This window comes from Dermabacter sp. HMSC08H10 (assembly GCF_001807585.1).
Lineage (GTDB): Bacteria > Actinomycetota > Actinomycetes > Actinomycetales > Dermabacteraceae > Dermabacter > Dermabacter hominis.
The window spans coordinates 221794-237993 of sequence record NZ_KV789424.1; the positions used below are offsets into that span (position 1 = coordinate 221794).

The 16200-nt window shown below is 63.5% G+C and carries 16 protein-coding genes; 9 read left to right on the forward strand and 7 right to left on the reverse strand.

Annotation, left to right across the window (positions count from 1 at the left end; all coding sequences use genetic code 11):
• Positions 1–304, reverse strand: a 304-nt coding sequence (locus HMPREF3176_RS10540; protein ID WP_371327109.1) for a cadmium resistance transporter, incomplete at its 3' end; no start/stop codon positions are given.
• Positions 301–660 (reverse strand): Cd(II)/Pb(II)-sensing metalloregulatory transcriptional regulator CmtR, encoded by a 360-nt coding sequence (locus HMPREF3176_RS03820; RefSeq protein WP_070458407.1) that lies wholly within the window; start codon positions 658–660, stop codon positions 301–303. The genes HMPREF3176_RS03820 and HMPREF3176_RS10540, both read right to left, overlap by 4 nt.
• Positions 661–838: 178 nt before the next feature.
• Between HMPREF3176_RS03820 and HMPREF3176_RS10205 the strand changes: the two genes are divergently transcribed.
• Positions 839–1039, forward strand: a complete 201-nt coding sequence (locus tag HMPREF3176_RS10205) for a hypothetical protein (RefSeq protein ID WP_016664767.1) — start codon at positions 839–841, stop codon at positions 1037–1039.
• Between the two features lie 363 nt (positions 1040–1402).
• On the opposite strand, the gene HMPREF3176_RS10315 is transcribed toward HMPREF3176_RS10205, so the two are convergent.
• Genes HMPREF3176_RS10315 through HMPREF3176_RS03840 form a run of 5 tightly spaced genes read right to left on the reverse strand, consistent with a single transcriptional unit; the run spans position 1403 to position 7035 of the window.
• Positions 1403–2077: a hypothetical protein gene (locus tag HMPREF3176_RS10315; RefSeq protein ID WP_083286221.1), complete on the reverse strand. Its 675-nt coding sequence runs from the start codon at positions 2075–2077 to the stop codon at positions 1403–1405.
• Positions 2078–2115: 38 nt separating this feature from the next.
• A complete protein-coding gene (locus tag HMPREF3176_RS10030) occupies positions 2116–2634 on the reverse strand; it encodes a PTS sugar transporter subunit IIA (RefSeq protein WP_168161942.1) in 519 nt (172 codons plus the stop codon).
• Entirely contained in the window at positions 2631–5186 is a 2556-nt protein-coding gene (locus HMPREF3176_RS03830) for a DEAD/DEAH box helicase (protein WP_070458410.1), read from the reverse strand. The genes HMPREF3176_RS10030 and HMPREF3176_RS03830 overlap by 4 nt, the downstream gene beginning before the upstream one ends.
• 34 nt (positions 5187–5220) lie before the next feature.
• Positions 5221–6042, reverse strand: coding sequence for an endonuclease/exonuclease/phosphatase family protein (locus tag HMPREF3176_RS03835; RefSeq protein ID WP_070458411.1), 822 nt, complete (start codon positions 6040–6042; stop codon positions 5221–5223).
• A 48-nt stretch (positions 6043–6090) separates the two neighbouring features.
• Positions 6091–7035, reverse strand: a complete 945-nt coding sequence (locus HMPREF3176_RS03840) for a 3-methyladenine DNA glycosylase (RefSeq protein ID WP_070458414.1) — start codon at positions 7033–7035, stop codon at positions 6091–6093.
• Positions 7036–7228: 193 nt separating this feature from the next.
• Between HMPREF3176_RS03840 and HMPREF3176_RS03845 the strand changes: the two genes are divergently transcribed.
• The 8 genes from HMPREF3176_RS03845 to HMPREF3176_RS03880 are packed head-to-tail and all read left to right on the forward strand — an operon-like array spanning position 7229 to position 16184.
• Positions 7229–8020: a fumarylacetoacetate hydrolase family protein gene (locus tag HMPREF3176_RS03845; RefSeq protein WP_070458417.1), complete on the forward strand. Its 792-nt coding sequence runs from the start codon at positions 7229–7231 to the stop codon at positions 8018–8020.
• Positions 8021–8071: 51 nt separating this feature from the next.
• A complete protein-coding gene (gene gltX, locus HMPREF3176_RS03850) occupies positions 8072–9613 on the forward strand; it encodes a glutamate--tRNA ligase (RefSeq protein WP_083286223.1) in 1542 nt (513 codons plus the stop codon).
• Positions 9610–10782: a mevalonate kinase gene (gene mvk, locus HMPREF3176_RS03855; protein WP_016664759.1), complete on the forward strand. Its 1173-nt coding sequence runs from the start codon at positions 9610–9612 to the stop codon at positions 10780–10782. Before gltX ends, mvk begins: the two co-directional genes overlap by 4 nt.
• Positions 10779–11771 carry a diphosphomevalonate decarboxylase gene (mvaD, locus tag HMPREF3176_RS03860; RefSeq protein ID WP_070458420.1) on the forward strand — a complete coding sequence of 331 codons (993 nt, stop codon included), beginning with the start codon at positions 10779–10781 and terminating at the stop codon, positions 11769–11771. The genes mvk and mvaD overlap by 4 nt, the downstream gene beginning before the upstream one ends.
• Entirely contained in the window at positions 11768–12895 is a 1128-nt protein-coding gene (locus HMPREF3176_RS03865) for a phosphomevalonate kinase (RefSeq protein ID WP_016664757.1), read from the forward strand. Before mvaD ends, HMPREF3176_RS03865 begins: the two co-directional genes overlap by 4 nt.
• Positions 12888–13973, forward strand: a complete 1086-nt coding sequence (gene fni, locus HMPREF3176_RS03870; protein ID WP_016664756.1) for a type 2 isopentenyl-diphosphate Delta-isomerase — start codon at positions 12888–12890, stop codon at positions 13971–13973. The genes HMPREF3176_RS03865 and fni overlap by 8 nt, the downstream gene beginning before the upstream one ends.
• A complete protein-coding gene (locus HMPREF3176_RS03875; protein ID WP_016664755.1) occupies positions 13966–15027 on the forward strand; it encodes a hydroxymethylglutaryl-CoA reductase (NADPH) in 1062 nt (353 codons plus the stop codon). The genes fni and HMPREF3176_RS03875 overlap by 8 nt, the downstream gene beginning before the upstream one ends.
• Positions 15024–16184: a hydroxymethylglutaryl-CoA synthase gene (locus tag HMPREF3176_RS03880; RefSeq protein ID WP_070458423.1), complete on the forward strand. Its 1161-nt coding sequence runs from the start codon at positions 15024–15026 to the stop codon at positions 16182–16184. The genes HMPREF3176_RS03875 and HMPREF3176_RS03880 overlap by 4 nt, the downstream gene beginning before the upstream one ends.
• The last annotated feature ends 16 nt before the right edge of the window (positions 16185–16200 follow it).

The window sequence follows — 16200 nt, forward strand, 5'->3', positions numbered from 1 at the left end:
CCTCGTCGTCATCGTCGTCATCGTCTCCGCGCCAAGCCTGCCATGCGGCCCAGAGGCCGAGGCCCAGAGGGATGAGACCGAAGTACGGGATGGCTGCCGAGGGCAGGAATGCTCCGGCACCGATGGTCACCAGGACCGCCGCACCGAGGATGCCGGCGAATCCGAGGTACTGGCCGGCCAGAATGCGGGCGGTGGTGCCGCTCTGGCGTGCCCCTGGCGCGAAGAAGAGGGAGAGCACGATGATGTCGTCGATGTTGGTAGCTGCGAACAGGCCTATCGCCTGCAAGACCGTGGTGAGGTTCATGCGCCCTCCCCAGCTACGTTGCATTCGGGAAGCGAGCAGGCGGGGTCGATGCACGGGGCGTCTTCGTCCACTGCCAGGGTGGCATCGACCAGTGCCGTCAGCGCCTGCGCCAGGTGCGAATCGGCGATCTCGTATCGTGTCCGGCGACCCTCGGGCTCGGAGACGACGATCCCGCAATCGCGCAGGCATGCCAGGTGGTTGGACACGTTCGAGCGTGTCAGGTCCAGATCTCGGGATAGTTCCGCCGGGTAAGCGGGATGGTCGAGCAGGGTCAAGATGATCCGGGATCGAGTGGGGTCGGCCAGTGCACGACCCAGGCGGTTCATCACGTCCAGACGCGAAGCAATAGTCAACATACACTGAACTATACAGTGCGCACTGAACAGTTCGTGACCGGTGGCCTGGTGTTCTCGGTCTCTTGCTCCCAAGAAGCTACAGCTCCGTGGCACAGCAGGGTTGTCCTACTGGGGTACCCCATTGCAACAGCATCTCGTTGAGCGCGAACCAACACCCCTCGACCTCTATAGTTGGGTCATGCCAACAGGACCAAAACACTGGAAGCACACAGAGGTCGGAGACGGGACCGACGACACCTGGGCCGAAGAATGCCGATGCATGATCGGTGAAGACCACTATGTTGGCGCCGACTCTCCGATGAGCGAGATGCTCAGCGAAGTCGACGCTGAGGACATCTATCTCTCCAGCGGGATGGACCCCGACTACGACTTCCGCTGAACATCCCCTCGAGTCCAACCTCTGCTCACCGAGCGCCGCGTCAGTCCAGGCCCCCAAAGACGGTGGCTTCGTCGTGTTGTCCCTCATGGGTGGCGACCTGCGCTGGTGACGTTAGGTGGGAGGTCTGGCAAATGACCTTTTCTTGGGCCCTCCTGGCGAGATTCGGATGGAGGCGCAGGAGCGGGGAGCCGGCAGGGCATCGTGGAATACCGGAGCCGCGCGAGGATATGCCGCGAAAGGCCTTTGGCCTGACCCCCCTTGGGTAGGGCGCCGGGCCGCGGGAGAAGGGTGAGGAAAAGAGGGAAAGCCGTGTGCCCTCCCAGGGGGGAGGGGGAACCGTTCTATGCTTACGGCCTGACCCCCCTAGAGAAGATGCCGCACCTCGCGGAGATAGCGCTTCGCGGTGGACTCAGACAGTCCAAATTCCTGCATGGCTTCCCGTCGCGTGGGCTGGGTGCCCGACTCGACAATCTGCCTGCTGAGAAACGCCAACACCTCGGCCTTCGAAGCCCTCGCCTGCTGCGCTCGGCGTTTGTTGGCGGCTTCGAGGGGTTTGCGGGCGTTGGTGTGGTACTCGGTTTGGGTGGGGTCGGTCCAGCGTTGTGCGGATTTTTTGCCGCCGCGTGAGCCGAAGGTGCGTAGTGCGCTGCGTTCGGTGGGGGTGACGTGTTGGGTGGAGCTGAGGCCTGTTCCGGCCTCTTTGACGGTCTTGTTGGTGGTGGCGTAGGCGCGGACGCGGCGGGCCATGGTGAGGCGGTCGCGCATGGGGGGCATTTCGTCGGGGCGGCCTAGGGTGTCTTGGGCGTGGGCGATGCGGCAGGCGTGTTCGTAGGCGTCGATGATGAGGGTGTCTTTGAGGCGTTGGCCGCGTTTGTGGGCGCGGTGTGCGGTTTTGAGTGCGTGGCGGAAGGCTGTTTCGTCGCGTTGTGGGGTGCCTGCTGCGTCGTAGAGGACGCGGATGCCTTGGATGTAAGACGGGGCGTGGCGTTCAAGTTCTTCGACGCTGAGACCGTCCAGCTCGTCGGAGAGGACGCGCATGCGCTGAGCGCGTTCACGGTTGGCTTTGGCTTGAAGGATCAGGTCTGTCCCGGTTTTCGCGGGTGTGGGGGTTTGTCGGGGGCTGTGGTGAGTGTGGCGAGTTGTTCGAGCATCGCTTCGAAGGACCGCCGTGCGTTCTCGGCCGAGCCGGCTTCGAGCCTTTCGCGGCGCGCTCCGTCGCCAAGGATGCTGAGGAGCCTTTCGAGTGCCTCCACCTGGCTCGCGTTCTTGCCCGCGACAATAAAAACAACAAGCCGCACCTCGAGCGGGGCGGCGTCGGAATCTCCCATTGCACCGAAGGCGAGTGGCCGCTCGAGCCGGGCGAGCACGAAGGCATCCCGAAGCGTGTGCTCGCGATCGGCGTGGGGGATGGCGGCGGGAGGCTCGAACGGGAGACCCGTGGGGAATCGTTCTTCGCGGAAGATCACCGCGTTCCGCCACGAGGGCCTCACGCAGCCGCTTTCCTCAAGACGTGTGGCAACGGCCCTCGCGAGCGCGGCAAAATCCGCACACTCGCCCTTAGGCACGTCGAGCACGAAGATGAGGGGTGAGCTCACCGCCACGGCGCCTTCACGAGGTCCCCCACGTATTCGAGAGTGAGGGCAAGCTCGCCGTCCTCGTCGGTCTGCTCGAGGTCCACGATCGCCTGCATGACGAAGTCGTTGTCTCCCTCGGGGTCCACGATCGTTTGCGTCACGAGCCAGCGCCGTGATTCTTGCTCGATGCGCAGGTACTGGCTCTTGCGGGCGTAATCTTCGATCACGACGTGGTCGTGGGCGTCATAAAAGTCATCCATGGCTTCGCCCCAACGGTCGGCGTTCCACCCACTCGCGCCATCGAGTTCACCGAGCTGCTCTTCGCGCTCGAACGCGAAGTCTTCGACTCGGCGCCACATCGCGGCGCGCACCATTTGCGTAAGAACCTTGGTTTGCGCGCTCAAAGAACGAGGCGAATCGGGGCGGAGCTCGCTTGCCGCGTCTTCATCGTCATCGGGGTTTGTGAGCGCTTCCCACTCATCCAGCAGGGACGAATCGACGCCGCGCACGAGCACTCCGAGCCACTCGATCACATCCTCGAGTTCTTCGGTTCGAAGCTCGACTGGAAGTGTGCGCCGGAGGGCCTGGTAGGCGTCGGAAAGATAACGCAGCACGATGCCTTCCGAGCGCATGAGCTTGTAGCGCGCGACGAACTCGCTGAACGTCGCGCCCGTCTCGTAGAACTCGCGCACGATTTTCTTGGGGGAGAGGTCGTGCACGTTGATCCATGGGCGATTCTTCGCATAGATCTCGAGGGCTGCCGTGAGTTCTTCCTCGAGAGGCTTCGGCCATGTGACCTCGTCGAGGCGCGCCATGCGTTCGGTGTAGTCGACGCCGTCAGCTTTGAGCTCGGCGAGCAGCGCACTCTTCGCCGCATTTTGCTGCGCGAGCAGAATCTGGAACGGGTCTTCGAGGATCGCTTCGATGATCGAAACCGAGTCCATCGTGAGGCTCGGCGAATCCTCGTCAAGGATGTCGAGGGCCGCGATGGCGAACGCCGCGAGTGGCTGATTCATTTGGAAGTCCCACTGCAGGTCGTCCACGAGTGTGACGGTGCGGCCCAGGTGGTCGGGTTCGTCGCGCACCGTGATGATCTCCGCCTCCTTGAGGCCGCGGAATAGATCGAGGGCGCGGCGCTTGAGCGCGAATTTTTGGGCGCGGCTTTGGTGGCTTTCGTCGATGAGGTGCTGCGCCGCTTTGAGAGCGCTTCCGGGGCGAGAGATCAGCGCGAGGAGGATCGCGCTCGTCATCGCCATGTGAGGTTTCAGTTCCGACGGCTGCTCTTCACTAAGCTTCCTGAGGTTCTCCTCGGTCCAGTTCACCCGGCCTTCTGGAACGCGCATTTTAGGTTCGCGCTGCTTCTTCTTCGCGTTGTTGGGCTTGGAGCCCATTTCGGCTCGCTTCGCGAAGCGCTCCTTTTCTTTCTCAAACTCGACGGCCCATTCGGGGGCCTGGACGACGACGTGCCCCACGGTGTCGTAACCCGCGCGTCCGGCGCGACCGGCGATCTGGAGAAACTCCCGTGTGTTGAGCAGACGTTGGCGGCGTCCGTCGAACTTTGCGAGTCCCGTCATGAGCACGGTGCGGATGGGAACGTTGATGCCAACGCCGAGCGTGTCGGTTCCAGCAATGACCTTGAGAAGACCCGATTGCGCGAGCCGTTCAACGAGGCGGCGGTACTTGGGGAGCATGCCCGCGTGGTGCACGCCGATGCCCTCGCGCACGAGTTTCGAGAGGATTGAGCCGAAACCGCGCGAGAACCGAAAGTCGCCTATGAGCTCGCGGATCTTGTCTTTTTCTTCGCGTGTGAGGATCTTTGTGCCGAGAAGGTGCTGCGCTTGCTCGAGGGCGTCCTTTTGCGTGAAGTGGACGATGTAGACGGGCGCGTCGCGATTCTCGAGGATCTCCTTGATCGTCTCGGGCAGGTCGGTTGTTGCCCAGCGGAAGTCGAGCGGAACGGGACGCTCGGCGTTCGCGATTGTGCTCACGTTCCGGCTTGTGCGTTCTTCGAGGTCCTTTTCGAAGAACGACACGTCGCCGAGGGTTGCGCTCATGAGCACAAACTGCGTTTGTGGAAGCTCAATGAGCGGCACTTGCCACGCCCAGCCTCGCTGCGAGTCGTCGTAGAAGTGGAATTCGTCCATGACGACGAGCCCAATGTCGCTTGTCTCGCCGTCGCGAAGTGCGTGGTTTGCGAGAATCTCCGCCGTGCACACGATGATGGGCGCTTCGTGGTTGACCGATGAATCACCCGTCATCATTCCCACGGCCTCGGCACCGAACATGGAGACGATTTCGAAGAACTTCTCGCTCACGAGCGCCTTGATGGGAGCGGTGTAGTACGCCTTTTCCCCTCGCGCCCTCGCAGCATAGAGAGCCGCGTAGGCGATTGTCGTTTTTCCCGAGCCCGTGGGAGTCGCGGCGATCACGTGGTCGCCAGCGGCGATCGAGAGGAGTGCTTCCTCTTGGTGGGGATAGAGCGTGCGCCCTACCTCGGCTTGCGCCGCAATGAAGCCCTCAACGATCGCGTCTTCGCTCGAGTTCTTGGGGAGAAAGTCGTGAAGAAGTGGCATGGCTCCATTGTGTCAGCCCACCGCAGGTTGCCGACTATGCGGATTCCGGGGTGAGGTGAGGGATCTCGAGTTCGGCGACGACCGGGAGGTGGTCCGAGGCGTGAGTGCGATGGGTTTTCGCCGAGATCGGCTGGATATCGCGGCTCGCGAGGATGTAATCGATGCGCCTTGCGGGGACGGGAAGCACGGGATGTGTGCGGCCGAGAAAGCGCTTCGCGAGCGGGAACCGGTGCTTAGCGGCCCACACGTCGGTGAGGCCCTTTGTAAAGACCGAGTAGTCGCGCACAAGCAAAGGTGCAGCGTTGAGGTCGCCCACGAGGATTGCTGGTTCTTCGCCTTCGAAAGCGACCTCGCGGGCAGCGTGAAATTGTGCGCGGCGCGCCCTCGCAGGGCCGAGTGCGAGATGGGTGACCGAGAACGAGAACGGGACACCATCGGCGTCAATACGCGTGCGCAAAACCGCGCGGCGTTCGATCAGACGATTCTCGGGGAGGCGCGCCATTCGCGACTCGAGAATCGGGTAGGCCGAGAGTACGGCGATCCCGTATTGGCGTCGCACGTTTATCCCTACGCGTTCGGCGGAGCGGCGCGACGGATCCAGGTCGATCGTGGGGGCAAACTCCGCGTGCATCTGAAGCCGATCCGCGAGCCACGCTGCTTGATCAACAAAATCTGAACGAGTACCGAAGAAGCGGTCAACCTCCTGCAGGCCGATCACATCGGCCTCGAGCGACTCGAGGGCGTAAGCGGTCGCGTCGAGATCGAGAACGTTGCGGGAATTAGCGCCGTGATGAATGTTGAACGTGGCGACGCGGACGCGCGCAGTGCGTGGGGACGTGGACGGGGAAGCAGGCATACATCTATTGTGCCGCGAAACGTCGAAGAATAATGGTGTTTGGGAGACTTAGCTCGCGCAGGGGCGAGAAGACTTAGCAAATAGAGGCACGAGAGGTTCCACGGCGGCGAGGATCCGCGTGCGCAGCGCATCCGAACGATCGGCGAGAAGCCGCTGGCGCCGCACGTACTCGCGCTTACCCTCCTCAGTCTCGATGGGCACGATCCCGTATCCGTATCCTCGGCAGTCGTACGGGGAGGCCTCCATGTCGAGAATTCTGAGGTCGAGTGCATGCTCAAAGCAGTCAAGCGCGATATCACTCGGCAGGAGGGGCGCGAGCTTCATCGACCACTTATAGAGATCCATGCCCACGTGGAGGCACGCGGGATCATCACGCATGGGCTGCCTCTCGCGCGTGGGATGCGACGCATTGAGCGGGACCGCCTCGGGCGTGAAGAAGCGGAACGCGTCGATGTGCGAGCACACGAGGCGGTTCTCTTCCACGACGCGGTTAGTCGCCTCGGCGCCGAGGCGTAAGGGGAGCGACTCGTGGCGCTTCTCGCCTGGCCGAAGCCGGTACACCATCGCCCACTCGTGAAGCCCGAAACACGAAAAGTTCCCCGGCTTCTCGGCGAAACTCGAGTTGGTGAGCAGACGGTGAATCCACATGGCCGCATCGCCGCGCTCACGAACGAAACGTTCGATATCAGCCGTGCGCACCTCGCCCGTTGTGCCGCTCGATGGATCCTTCACGTCGCGATACCAACGTCGGCAACCGTCGGAGTCCACATCCCCCTGACCACGAAGGGGTCCATCCGCCGAGACCTCGTACCCCACCTGCCAACCCGGGTGCCATCGCCGCAGCTGTCCCGGGCTAAAGGGATAGTAGGTGTGCAGGAAGTCCTCGATGGGGTGCTTTTCGCCCCGTGCCTTCCGCTCGCGGTGAGGGGCGTTTAAACGATCGGCACGTTCCTCATGTGCAGCGCGCGCACGTTGCACCTCACCGGTTGTCATGACTGTGGTGAGACGTGTGGGAGCGGCGAATGAGCCTGAGTGGGGCGAGAGAGGAGACACCTCTCAAGCCTACGCGCGAGAACCACCCTGATCGCGAGGGGGCGGAGAAACGGATGTGAAGAAAGAGTGAGGGGTGGGCAAGGGCATAGCTCGAGCGCCCGTGAGAGACGAAAGGCCCTACTAGACTGGAGGCATGCGCATCGCACGATTCACCACCGGCTCGAACCCGATGTTCGGCATCGTCCAAGAAAAGGACGGCGTGGACATGGTGTACGGGATCACCGGAGACCCGCTCTACACCCAGATTCAGCCGAACGGCACGATCCTCCCGCTCGAGGATGTTCGCCTCCTTGCCCCGGTTATTCCCCGCTCCAAGGTTGTTGGCGTCGGCAAAAACTACGCCGAACACGCGCGTGAGATGGGCGGCGAGGCCCCCGAGAGCCCGCTGCTCTTCCTCAAGCCGAACACCTCCGTCATCGGCCCGAACGACCCGGTCATCTACCCCTCATACGCGAAAGAGCTGAGCTTCGAGGCCGAGCTCGCGGTCGTTATCAAAACCCTCGCGAAAAACATCCCGGCCGAGCGCGCCTCGGACGTCATCCTGGGCTACACGTGCGCGAATGATCTCACGGTGCGCGATGCCCAGCGCGAAGAGTCCCAGTGGTTCCGCGCGAAAGCCTTCGACACCTCGTGCCCGCTCGGGCCGTGGATCGAAACGGACCTTGATACCGCGAACGCGCGCATCCGCTCGCGCGTGAACGGCGAGGTCAAACAGGACGGCACGAGCGCCGACATGCTGCGCCGCATCCCCGAGATCATCGAGGAGATCACGCGCTCGACGACCCTTCTTCCCGGCGACGTCATCCTCACCGGCACGCCCGCGGGCGTCGGGCTCGTGAACGTCGGTGACACCGTCGACATCGACATCGACGGAATTGGCACCCTCACGAACCGCATAGTGTCGCCCGAAGATCTCGAGGCCTAAGACCACATCCGGGGATCTCACCCCGCCAACCTCTCGAAGGAGAACACCCACGTGAGCGCTGAGAACATCGATCTCGCGAGCCTTCCCGCCCTCGACAGCACGCGCGGCCACAGTGAGGTCCGCGTGCGCTTTTGCCCGTCGCCAACCGGCACGCCGCATATCGGCATGGTGCGCACCGCCCTGTTCAACTGGGCCTACGCGAAACGCACGGGTGGCACGCTCGTGTTCCGCATTGAGGACACCGACCAAGCGCGCGATAGCGAAGAAAGCTACAACCAGCTTCTCGAGGCGATGCGCTGGCTTGGCATCACATGGGATGAAGGCGTGGACGCGGGCGGCGAAGACGGCCCCTACCGCCAGTCGCAGCGCGGCGAGATCTACCAGGACGTCATCCAAAAGCTCAAGGACGGCGGCTATATCTACGAATCGTTTTCGACTCCCGAGGAAATCCAGCAGCGCCACATTGCCGCTGGCCGCCCGAAGGAATCGGGGTACGACGGTTTCGATCGTGACCTGACCGAAGAGCAGAAGGCAGCGTTCCGCGCCGAAGGACGTGAGCCCGTGTGGCGCGTGCGCATGCCCGATGAGGACATCACGTTCAACGACCTCGTGCGCGGCGAAATCACGTTCAAAGCCGGTTCGACCCCCGACTACGTCGTCGTGCGCGCGAACGGCCAGCCGCTCTACCCCCTCACGAACCCCGTCGACGACGCCCTCATGGGAATCACCCACATCCTGCGCGGCGAAGACATCCTCAGCTCGACGCCCCGGCAGATCGTGCTGTTCGAAGCACTCAAGAAGATCGGCATCGCGAAGTTCACGCCCGAATACGCACACCTTCCCTACGTGATGGGGGAGGGCAACAAGAAGCTCTCCAAGCGCGATCCCGAGTCGAGCCTTTTCCTCTACCGCGACGAGGGCTTCGTGCCCGAGGGAATGATCAACTATCTCTCGCTGCTTGGCTGGGGCTACAGCGGCGATCAGGACATCTTCACGCGCGAACAGTTCGTCGCGAAGTTCGATGTTGCCGACGTGAACCCGAACCCCGCCCGCGTTGACTACAAGAAGGCGCTCGCGATTAACGCCGACCACATGCGCATGCTCGACGAGGCCGAGTTCACCGAGCGCATGATCCCGTACCTCGAGAAGGCCGGGGTTGTCGAAACCCCCATCACCGAGGACCAGCGCGCCCTCCTCGCGAAGGCGACGCCACTCGTGCAGCCGCGCATGAACCTCCTCGGTGAGGCCCCGGGGATGCTGCGCTTCCTCTTCATCGACGATGCCGATCTCGTGATCGAAGAGGACGCCCTCAAGAAGCTTGGCGACGATCCCGTTTCCGTTGTGCGCCGCGCCATCGAGGTCATCGAGGAAGGCGGCAAAGAGAACTTCACGACCGCGACGCTTGAGGCGTCTCTGCGCGAAGCGATTATCGACGGCATGGGCGTCAAGCCCCGGCTCGCGTTCGGGCCGCTTCGTTCGGGCATCTCTGGCCGTCGCGTGAGCCCGCCGCTGTTTGAATCGATGGAGCTTCTCGGCTACGAATCCACGATCGCCCGCCTTTCGTCGTTCGCCGATCTGCTCGCATCCCGGTGAGCGAAGAGACGTTCGAGTACGCGACCGGGCACGGCAGCGCGCACGCCAAGACGATTCTGATCGGCGAGCACGCTGTCGTGTACGGGCATCCCGCGATCGCCTTTCCCATTACCCACTTGAGCCTCACGGCAACGGCCAGGCTTTTGCCCTATCCGGATTCGGTCAGTACTCACGCCGGACGCATCGAGGGATCCGTCTCCGCCGAGGGGTTCGGGACGATCAGCGGCTCGTACTCGCTGACCGAAGGTTTCTCGTTCGATGATCAGACCGTTCCCGGCGACGAAGTGCGTTTCGAGAGTGGCCTCACGCTCGATGTGCCCTCGTCGCGAACGGGGGAGCGGCGTGGAAAGCGGCGCATTGCAACCGTCGGCGACCCTTCCACGGGCGCGATCTACCTCGACGTCGATACGGAAGAGGCCGAGGACGAACTCGCGCAGTCGGCACTGCGGACAATTCTCAGCCACGTGGGCGAGAAGCCTGGACGCGCCGAAGTCACGGTCGAGGGAAGCATTCCCACGGCGCGCGGCCTCGGGTCGAGTGCCGCGATGGCGAGCGCGATCGCCGTTGCCGTTGCGCGCCTATACGGTCATGAACTCACGAGCGAGGAACGTTTCGAGCTCGTGCAGTTCGTCGAACGCATCGCGCATGGAACTCCGAGTGGTCTTGACGCATACCAGACCATGGCGGATGGCCCACTGTGGTTCCAAGCAGGCAAGGCGGAACCGCTCGAACTTGCTCACGCGCCGGCGCTCGTCGTGGCCGACACGGGGCTTCCCGGCCACACCCTCGACGCGGTTCGCGGCATCCGCGAACGGCGTGAACGCGATCCCCGACTCGTGGATCATGCGCTCGAGACGATCGCTTCGCTCGCGCACACCACACGCGAAGCGCTGCGTATCGGCGATATGAGCAGCGTGGGTCGCGCAATGAACGACTGCCAGGAGATTTTGACGGAGCTCGGGGTATCGCATTCGCGGCTCGAACACCTCGTGGGGGCGGCACGCGATGCAGGCGCACTCGGTGCGAAGCTCACGGGTGGAGGCCTGGGCGGCTGCATCATCGCCCTCGCTCCTTCTCACGGCGCTGTCCCCGCGCTTTCGCGTGCGCTTTCGGCTGCCGGTGCGAAGAATGTGTGGTCAATCAACCCTGCGAGTGAGGAGAGCTCATGACCCGCGCTACCGCCGTCGCGCACCCCAATATTGCACTCGTGAAGTATTGGGGGAAAACGGATCGCGAGCTCAATCTGCCCGCGACCGGATCACTGTCGCTGACTCTCGACATATTCCCGACGACCACGACGGTCGAGGTGACGGACGATCCCCTCGACCGGGTCGTCCTCGACGGGGTTGAGCTGTCCGGTGAGGAATCTGCGCGCGTGCGCACGGTCCTTAATCGTGTGCGTGAGCTCGCGGGCTCGGGGGCGCACGCACACGTCACCTCCACGAACACGGTTCCGACGGCTGCCGGGCTCGCCTCGAGCGCGGCCGCTTTCGCGGCGCTCGCGAAGGCTTCGAGTGTCGCGTACGGGCTTTCGCTGAGCGATGCGGAGCTTTCGCGCCTCGCGCGCCGCGGCTCCGGATCGGCATGCCGCTCAATTTTCGGCGGGCTCGCGCGCTGGAATAAAGGCACGAGTGACGACACGAGTATTGCCGAGCCCCTCGAGTGGAGCGGCGAGCCTCTTTCGATGGTCGTCGCGGTCATCTCGAGCGCGCGCAAGAAGATCGGCAGCCGCGCCGGCATGAACCACACCGTGGAGACCTCTCCCTATTTCGAGGGATGGGTTTCGTCGAACGCCGTGCTTCTGGAGCGCGCGTCGCGCGCCGTGCACGATGCGGATTTCACGAGCCTCGGCGAGATCGCGGAGATGAGCGCCCTTCGCATGCACGCCTCGATGCTCGGCGCGGAGCCGCCTGTGCGATACCTGACGGGCACGAGCTTCGCGATGATCGATGCGGTCCAGGAGCTGCGAGAGCAGGGGATCGAGGCATACGCGAGCGCCGATGCCGGACCCAACGTGAAGATTCTGTGTCGCTCGCGCGAGGCCGCTCTCGTTGCCGAGCGCCTGCGTGAGAGGATCGAAGACGTGAAGATGCATGTTGCGAACGCCGGCCCCGGTGCTTACCTCCTCGATGAGGGTGAGCGCCCGAGCGAAGCATGAGCGCTTTCGAATTCCGCGCCCCGGGAAAGCTTTTCGTCGCTGGCGAGTACGGGGTTGTGCGCGCCGGTAATCCCGCGGTGTTGATCGCCGTGGATCGCGCGGTCACGGCCCGCGTGAGTCCCGTGCGTCGCGCCTTCGGCGTGCGCGTCGCGAGCGAGCAGTGGGGCGAAGAGCGCGACTACGCTCCCGTGATTGCCGAGGCACCAGCATCCGAGCAACCGCGAGAACCTATTTTCCGCGCTCTCGACGTTTTCGTGGAGTATTACGGGCCTCTGCCCGCCCTTGATATTCACGTGTCGTCGACGCTTGATGACAGCGACGGTCGCAAGTATGGCTTTGGCTCTTCCGGCGCCGTTGTCGTCGCGACTATTGGCGCCACGGCTCGCGCCCTCAACATCGCTCTCAGCCCGCGAGAGCTTTTTAAACTTTCGGCCCTCGCCGTCCTCGACGGCAATGTGCGCGCCTCGTGTGCAGATGTCGCCACGAGTGTGCTCGGTGGCTGGGTCCTGTACCGATCATTCGATCGGGAGGCGGTGCGCGATCTGCGCGCACGCGAAGGCGTCAAGAGTGCGCTCGCCGCGCAGTGGCCGGGCCTTGCTCTTGAGTCTCTCGACGTGCCACACGCACTCAAGACCGTCATCGGCTGGAGCGGTGCGCCTGCGTCGACCCGCTCGCTCGTAGCGCAAGTCGACGATGCTGCCGGCGCGGGACGCATCGACTTCGAAGCATTCGCGCGCGAGAACGCTGCGCATGTGGAGCGTTTCGTTGAGGCGGTGCGCACGGGCTCGACGATTGACGCCATGCGCGTGCTCGAGTGCGTCCTCGCTCAATTGCGTGATCTCGACGCTGCGGCAGGAGGAAGCGAGGGGCCGCTCGGCATCGAAACGCCAGAGCTGCGCGCTATGACTGAGATCGCCGTCGCACACGGTGCCGCCGCAAAACTCTCGGGAGCTGGCGGCGGGGACTGCGTTCTTGCCCTCGCCCCGAATGCCGACGTCGCGACCGCGGTGAGACAAGCCTGGCGGCGAGCGGGAATGATCGCGCTCAACGTGGGCGTAGAACCGTCGGACCTCCACGCCCGCACACATGTGACGACCGAAAAGCAAGGAAGCGCCCATGAGTAGTTCCCGCAAAGACGATCACGTTCGACTTGCGATGGAGCAAGAGACCGCCCACCGCCGCTCACGGGACTTCGATGACGTGCGCGTGCTTCATCACGCCCTGAGCGCCGTCAATGTCGAGACCGTGAGCCTCGAGGTTGAAATAGGAGAGCGCACGTGGCCTCTGCCGTTCTATATCAACGGCATGACCGGCGGTAGCGAGTTCACCGGCAAGATTAATCAGGCACTCGCGATCGCTGCTGCGGACACGGGTATCGCGATGGCCTCAGGGTCCATGAGCGCCTACTTCAAAGATCCATCGTGCGCGCCGAGCTTCACCGTTCTTCGTGACGAAAACCCACACGGCTTCCTCATGGCGAACCTTTCAGCGAACGCAAGCCCCGAGCAGGCCTGCGAAGCGGTCGAGCTCATCGACGCCGATGCACTTCAAATCCATGTGAATGCCGTCCAAGAAATCGTGATGCCCGAGGGAGATCGCGAATTCGAGCACTGGGCCCAGCACATCGAGGCGATCGCACGGGCCGTCGATGTTCCCGTGATCGTGAAGGAGGTGGGCTTCGGGATGACGGGGGCTAGCGCACGCACGCTGTCCTCACTCGGTGTTGCCTTTGTGGACGTGGCTGGCAATGGTGGCACTGACTTCGCACGCATCGAGAGCGCGCGCCGCACCGATCAGTTCTCCCACCTCAATGGCTGGGGTCAGAGCGCCGTCGAGAGCCTGATCGATGCGCGCGGGGCGTCGCGCGACACGGGGCTCCCGCTTCTCGCGAGCGGAGGTGTTCGCACGAGCCTCGATGTCCTCAAATGCCTCGCGCTAGGGGCGAAGGCCGTGGGAGTCGCGGGCGGTTTTCTCGCGATCGTGCGCGACCACGGACCCGATGCGCTCATTGGTGAAATCCGAACGTGGAAAGAGCAACTGCGGTCGATGATGGCGCTCGTGGGCGCACGAAACGTCGACGCGCTCACGCGCACAGATCTCGTGCTCACGGGGCGCGTGCGCGAGTACGCGGAGGCGAGAGGCATCGATCTTTCCCCCTACGCGCGGCGCAGCGGAAAGGCGAATGGAGGCACTCATGAGTGACACACGCGAGCAGGGCGCTTTCGCGCAGATTCCCATGAAATGGCTCGGGCCCCTGAGGATCAGCGGAAACGTGGCCGAAGGCGAGGTCGAGGTCCCCCTCGCCACCTACGAGACGACCCTGTTTCCCTCAGTCAAGCGCGGGGCAACGGTGTCCCGGCTCGTCGAGGGCGGAATCCGCACGACCCTCGTTGACGAGCGCATGACCCGCTCGATCCTTTTCGAAGCAGATTCGGCGGCCGATGCCTACGACGCGGCGAGGCGTGTGTGCGCGGATCTGTCCTCGCTTCAGGAGGTTGTCGCCGGCACGAGCCGCTTTGCGCGCCTGATCGAAATCGCCCCCGAGATCGTCGGTAATCTCCTGTATTTGCGCCTCGAGTTCCTCACGGGCGATGCGGCTGGCCACAACATGGTGACCCTCGCCGCAGACGCCCTCATGGCGCACATCGCGAACCGCGAGAGCGCTTTGCGATACGCGAGCATCTCCGGCAACTACTGCACCGACAAGAAAACCTCGGCCGTGAACGGAATTCGAGGGCGCGGCAAGAATGTGATCGCGGAGATCGTCCTTCCCGAAGAGGTTCTGCGCCGGCGACTGCGCACGAGCGCCGAACGTATGGCGGACCTCAATGTGCGCAAGAACCTTGTGGGTGGCATCGCCGCAGGCTCCCTCAGGAGTGCCAATGCACACTACGCCAACATGCTGCTCGGGTTCTATCTCGCGACAGGCCAGGACGCCGCAAACATCGTTGAAGGCAGCCAGGGCATCACGCACACCGAACGCCGGGGCCGAGACGGCGAGGACCTGTATTTCTCGTGCACGATCCCGCATCTCATTGTCGGGTCCGTGGGCAACGGCAAAGGGCTTGATTTCGTGAGTGACAATCTCGCGCGACTGGGATGCCGCGAGGAACGCGAGCCGGGGGAGAACGCCCGACGTCTCGCGGGAATCGCCGCCGCAACAGTCCTATGCGGCGAGCTCTCGCTCATGGCCGCGCAGACCAATCCCGGCGAGCTCATGGCCGCCCACGTCCAGTTTGAAAGGAGTTCGCGATGACGCACGCGATCGGCATCACCGATATCTCAGCGGCGACGACCTCGCTCTTCTTCCCCCTCACTTCGCTCGCCGAAGCACAAGGCACGAGTCCCGGCAAGTATTTGCGCGGAATTGGCCAACATGAGATGAGCGTGCCGGGCGACGACGAAGACATTGTCACTCTCGCGGCCCGGGCGGCTGCGCCCATTATCGAGCGCCACGGCACCGAGGAGATCCGCACGCTCGTGCTCGCGACAGAGACAGGCATCGACCAGTCGAAAGCGGCGGGCATCTACGCGCACGAACTCCTCGGCCTCGAGCACAATGTCCGAGTCGTCGAGCTCAAAGAGGCATGCTATTCGGCAACCGCAGCACTCCAGTTTGCGCTCGGAATCGTGGCGCGCAACCCCGATGAAAAAGTTCTCGTGATCGCGAGCGACATTGCCCGGTACGAGCTTGATTCGAGTGGTGAGGCAACCCAGGGGGCGGGTGCGCTAGCGATGCTCGTGAGCGCTGACCCCGCGATCATGGCAATCGAGCCCGCTTCGGGTCTTTTCACCGAAAACGTCCATGACTTCTGGCGTCCCAATGACCGCACGACCGCCCTCGTCGACGGCCGTTTCTCCGTGACCGTCTACTTGCGCGCCGTGACAGAGGCATACGACGACTACGTGCGCCGCGGGGGAGCGGAGTTCTCCTCCATCGCGCGCATGTGCTTCCACCAGCCGTTCACCAAGATGGCGGCGAAGGCCATGCAGACCCTCGCGAAGCACGCGGGCGCCCAGTCGGTCGCGAGCGCCGTGTCCTCACTTGAGGAGACCATGATTCACAACCGCCGCCTCGGCAATACGTACACGGCATCGGTGTACATGGGGCTCTTGTCACTTCTCGAGAACGCCGAGCTTCGTGCAGGCGAGCGGATTGGAATCTTCAGCTACGGCTCGGGCGCGGTCGCCGAGTTTTTCGCCGGTACGCTCGTCGAAGGGGATCGCGAACATGTGCGCCCAGGTGCGCTCACGGCCCAGCTCGATGCGCGCCGAGAAATCGGCTATGAGGAATATCGCGAACGGCACATCCGCGCGGATCGCACGGACGATTATGAAACGCGTGCGGAGAGTGAGGGCCCATTCCGTTTAGCGGGTGTGCGCGAGTCGATTCGGGTGTACGAAAAAGCGTGAAAAAGGGGTCCGACGG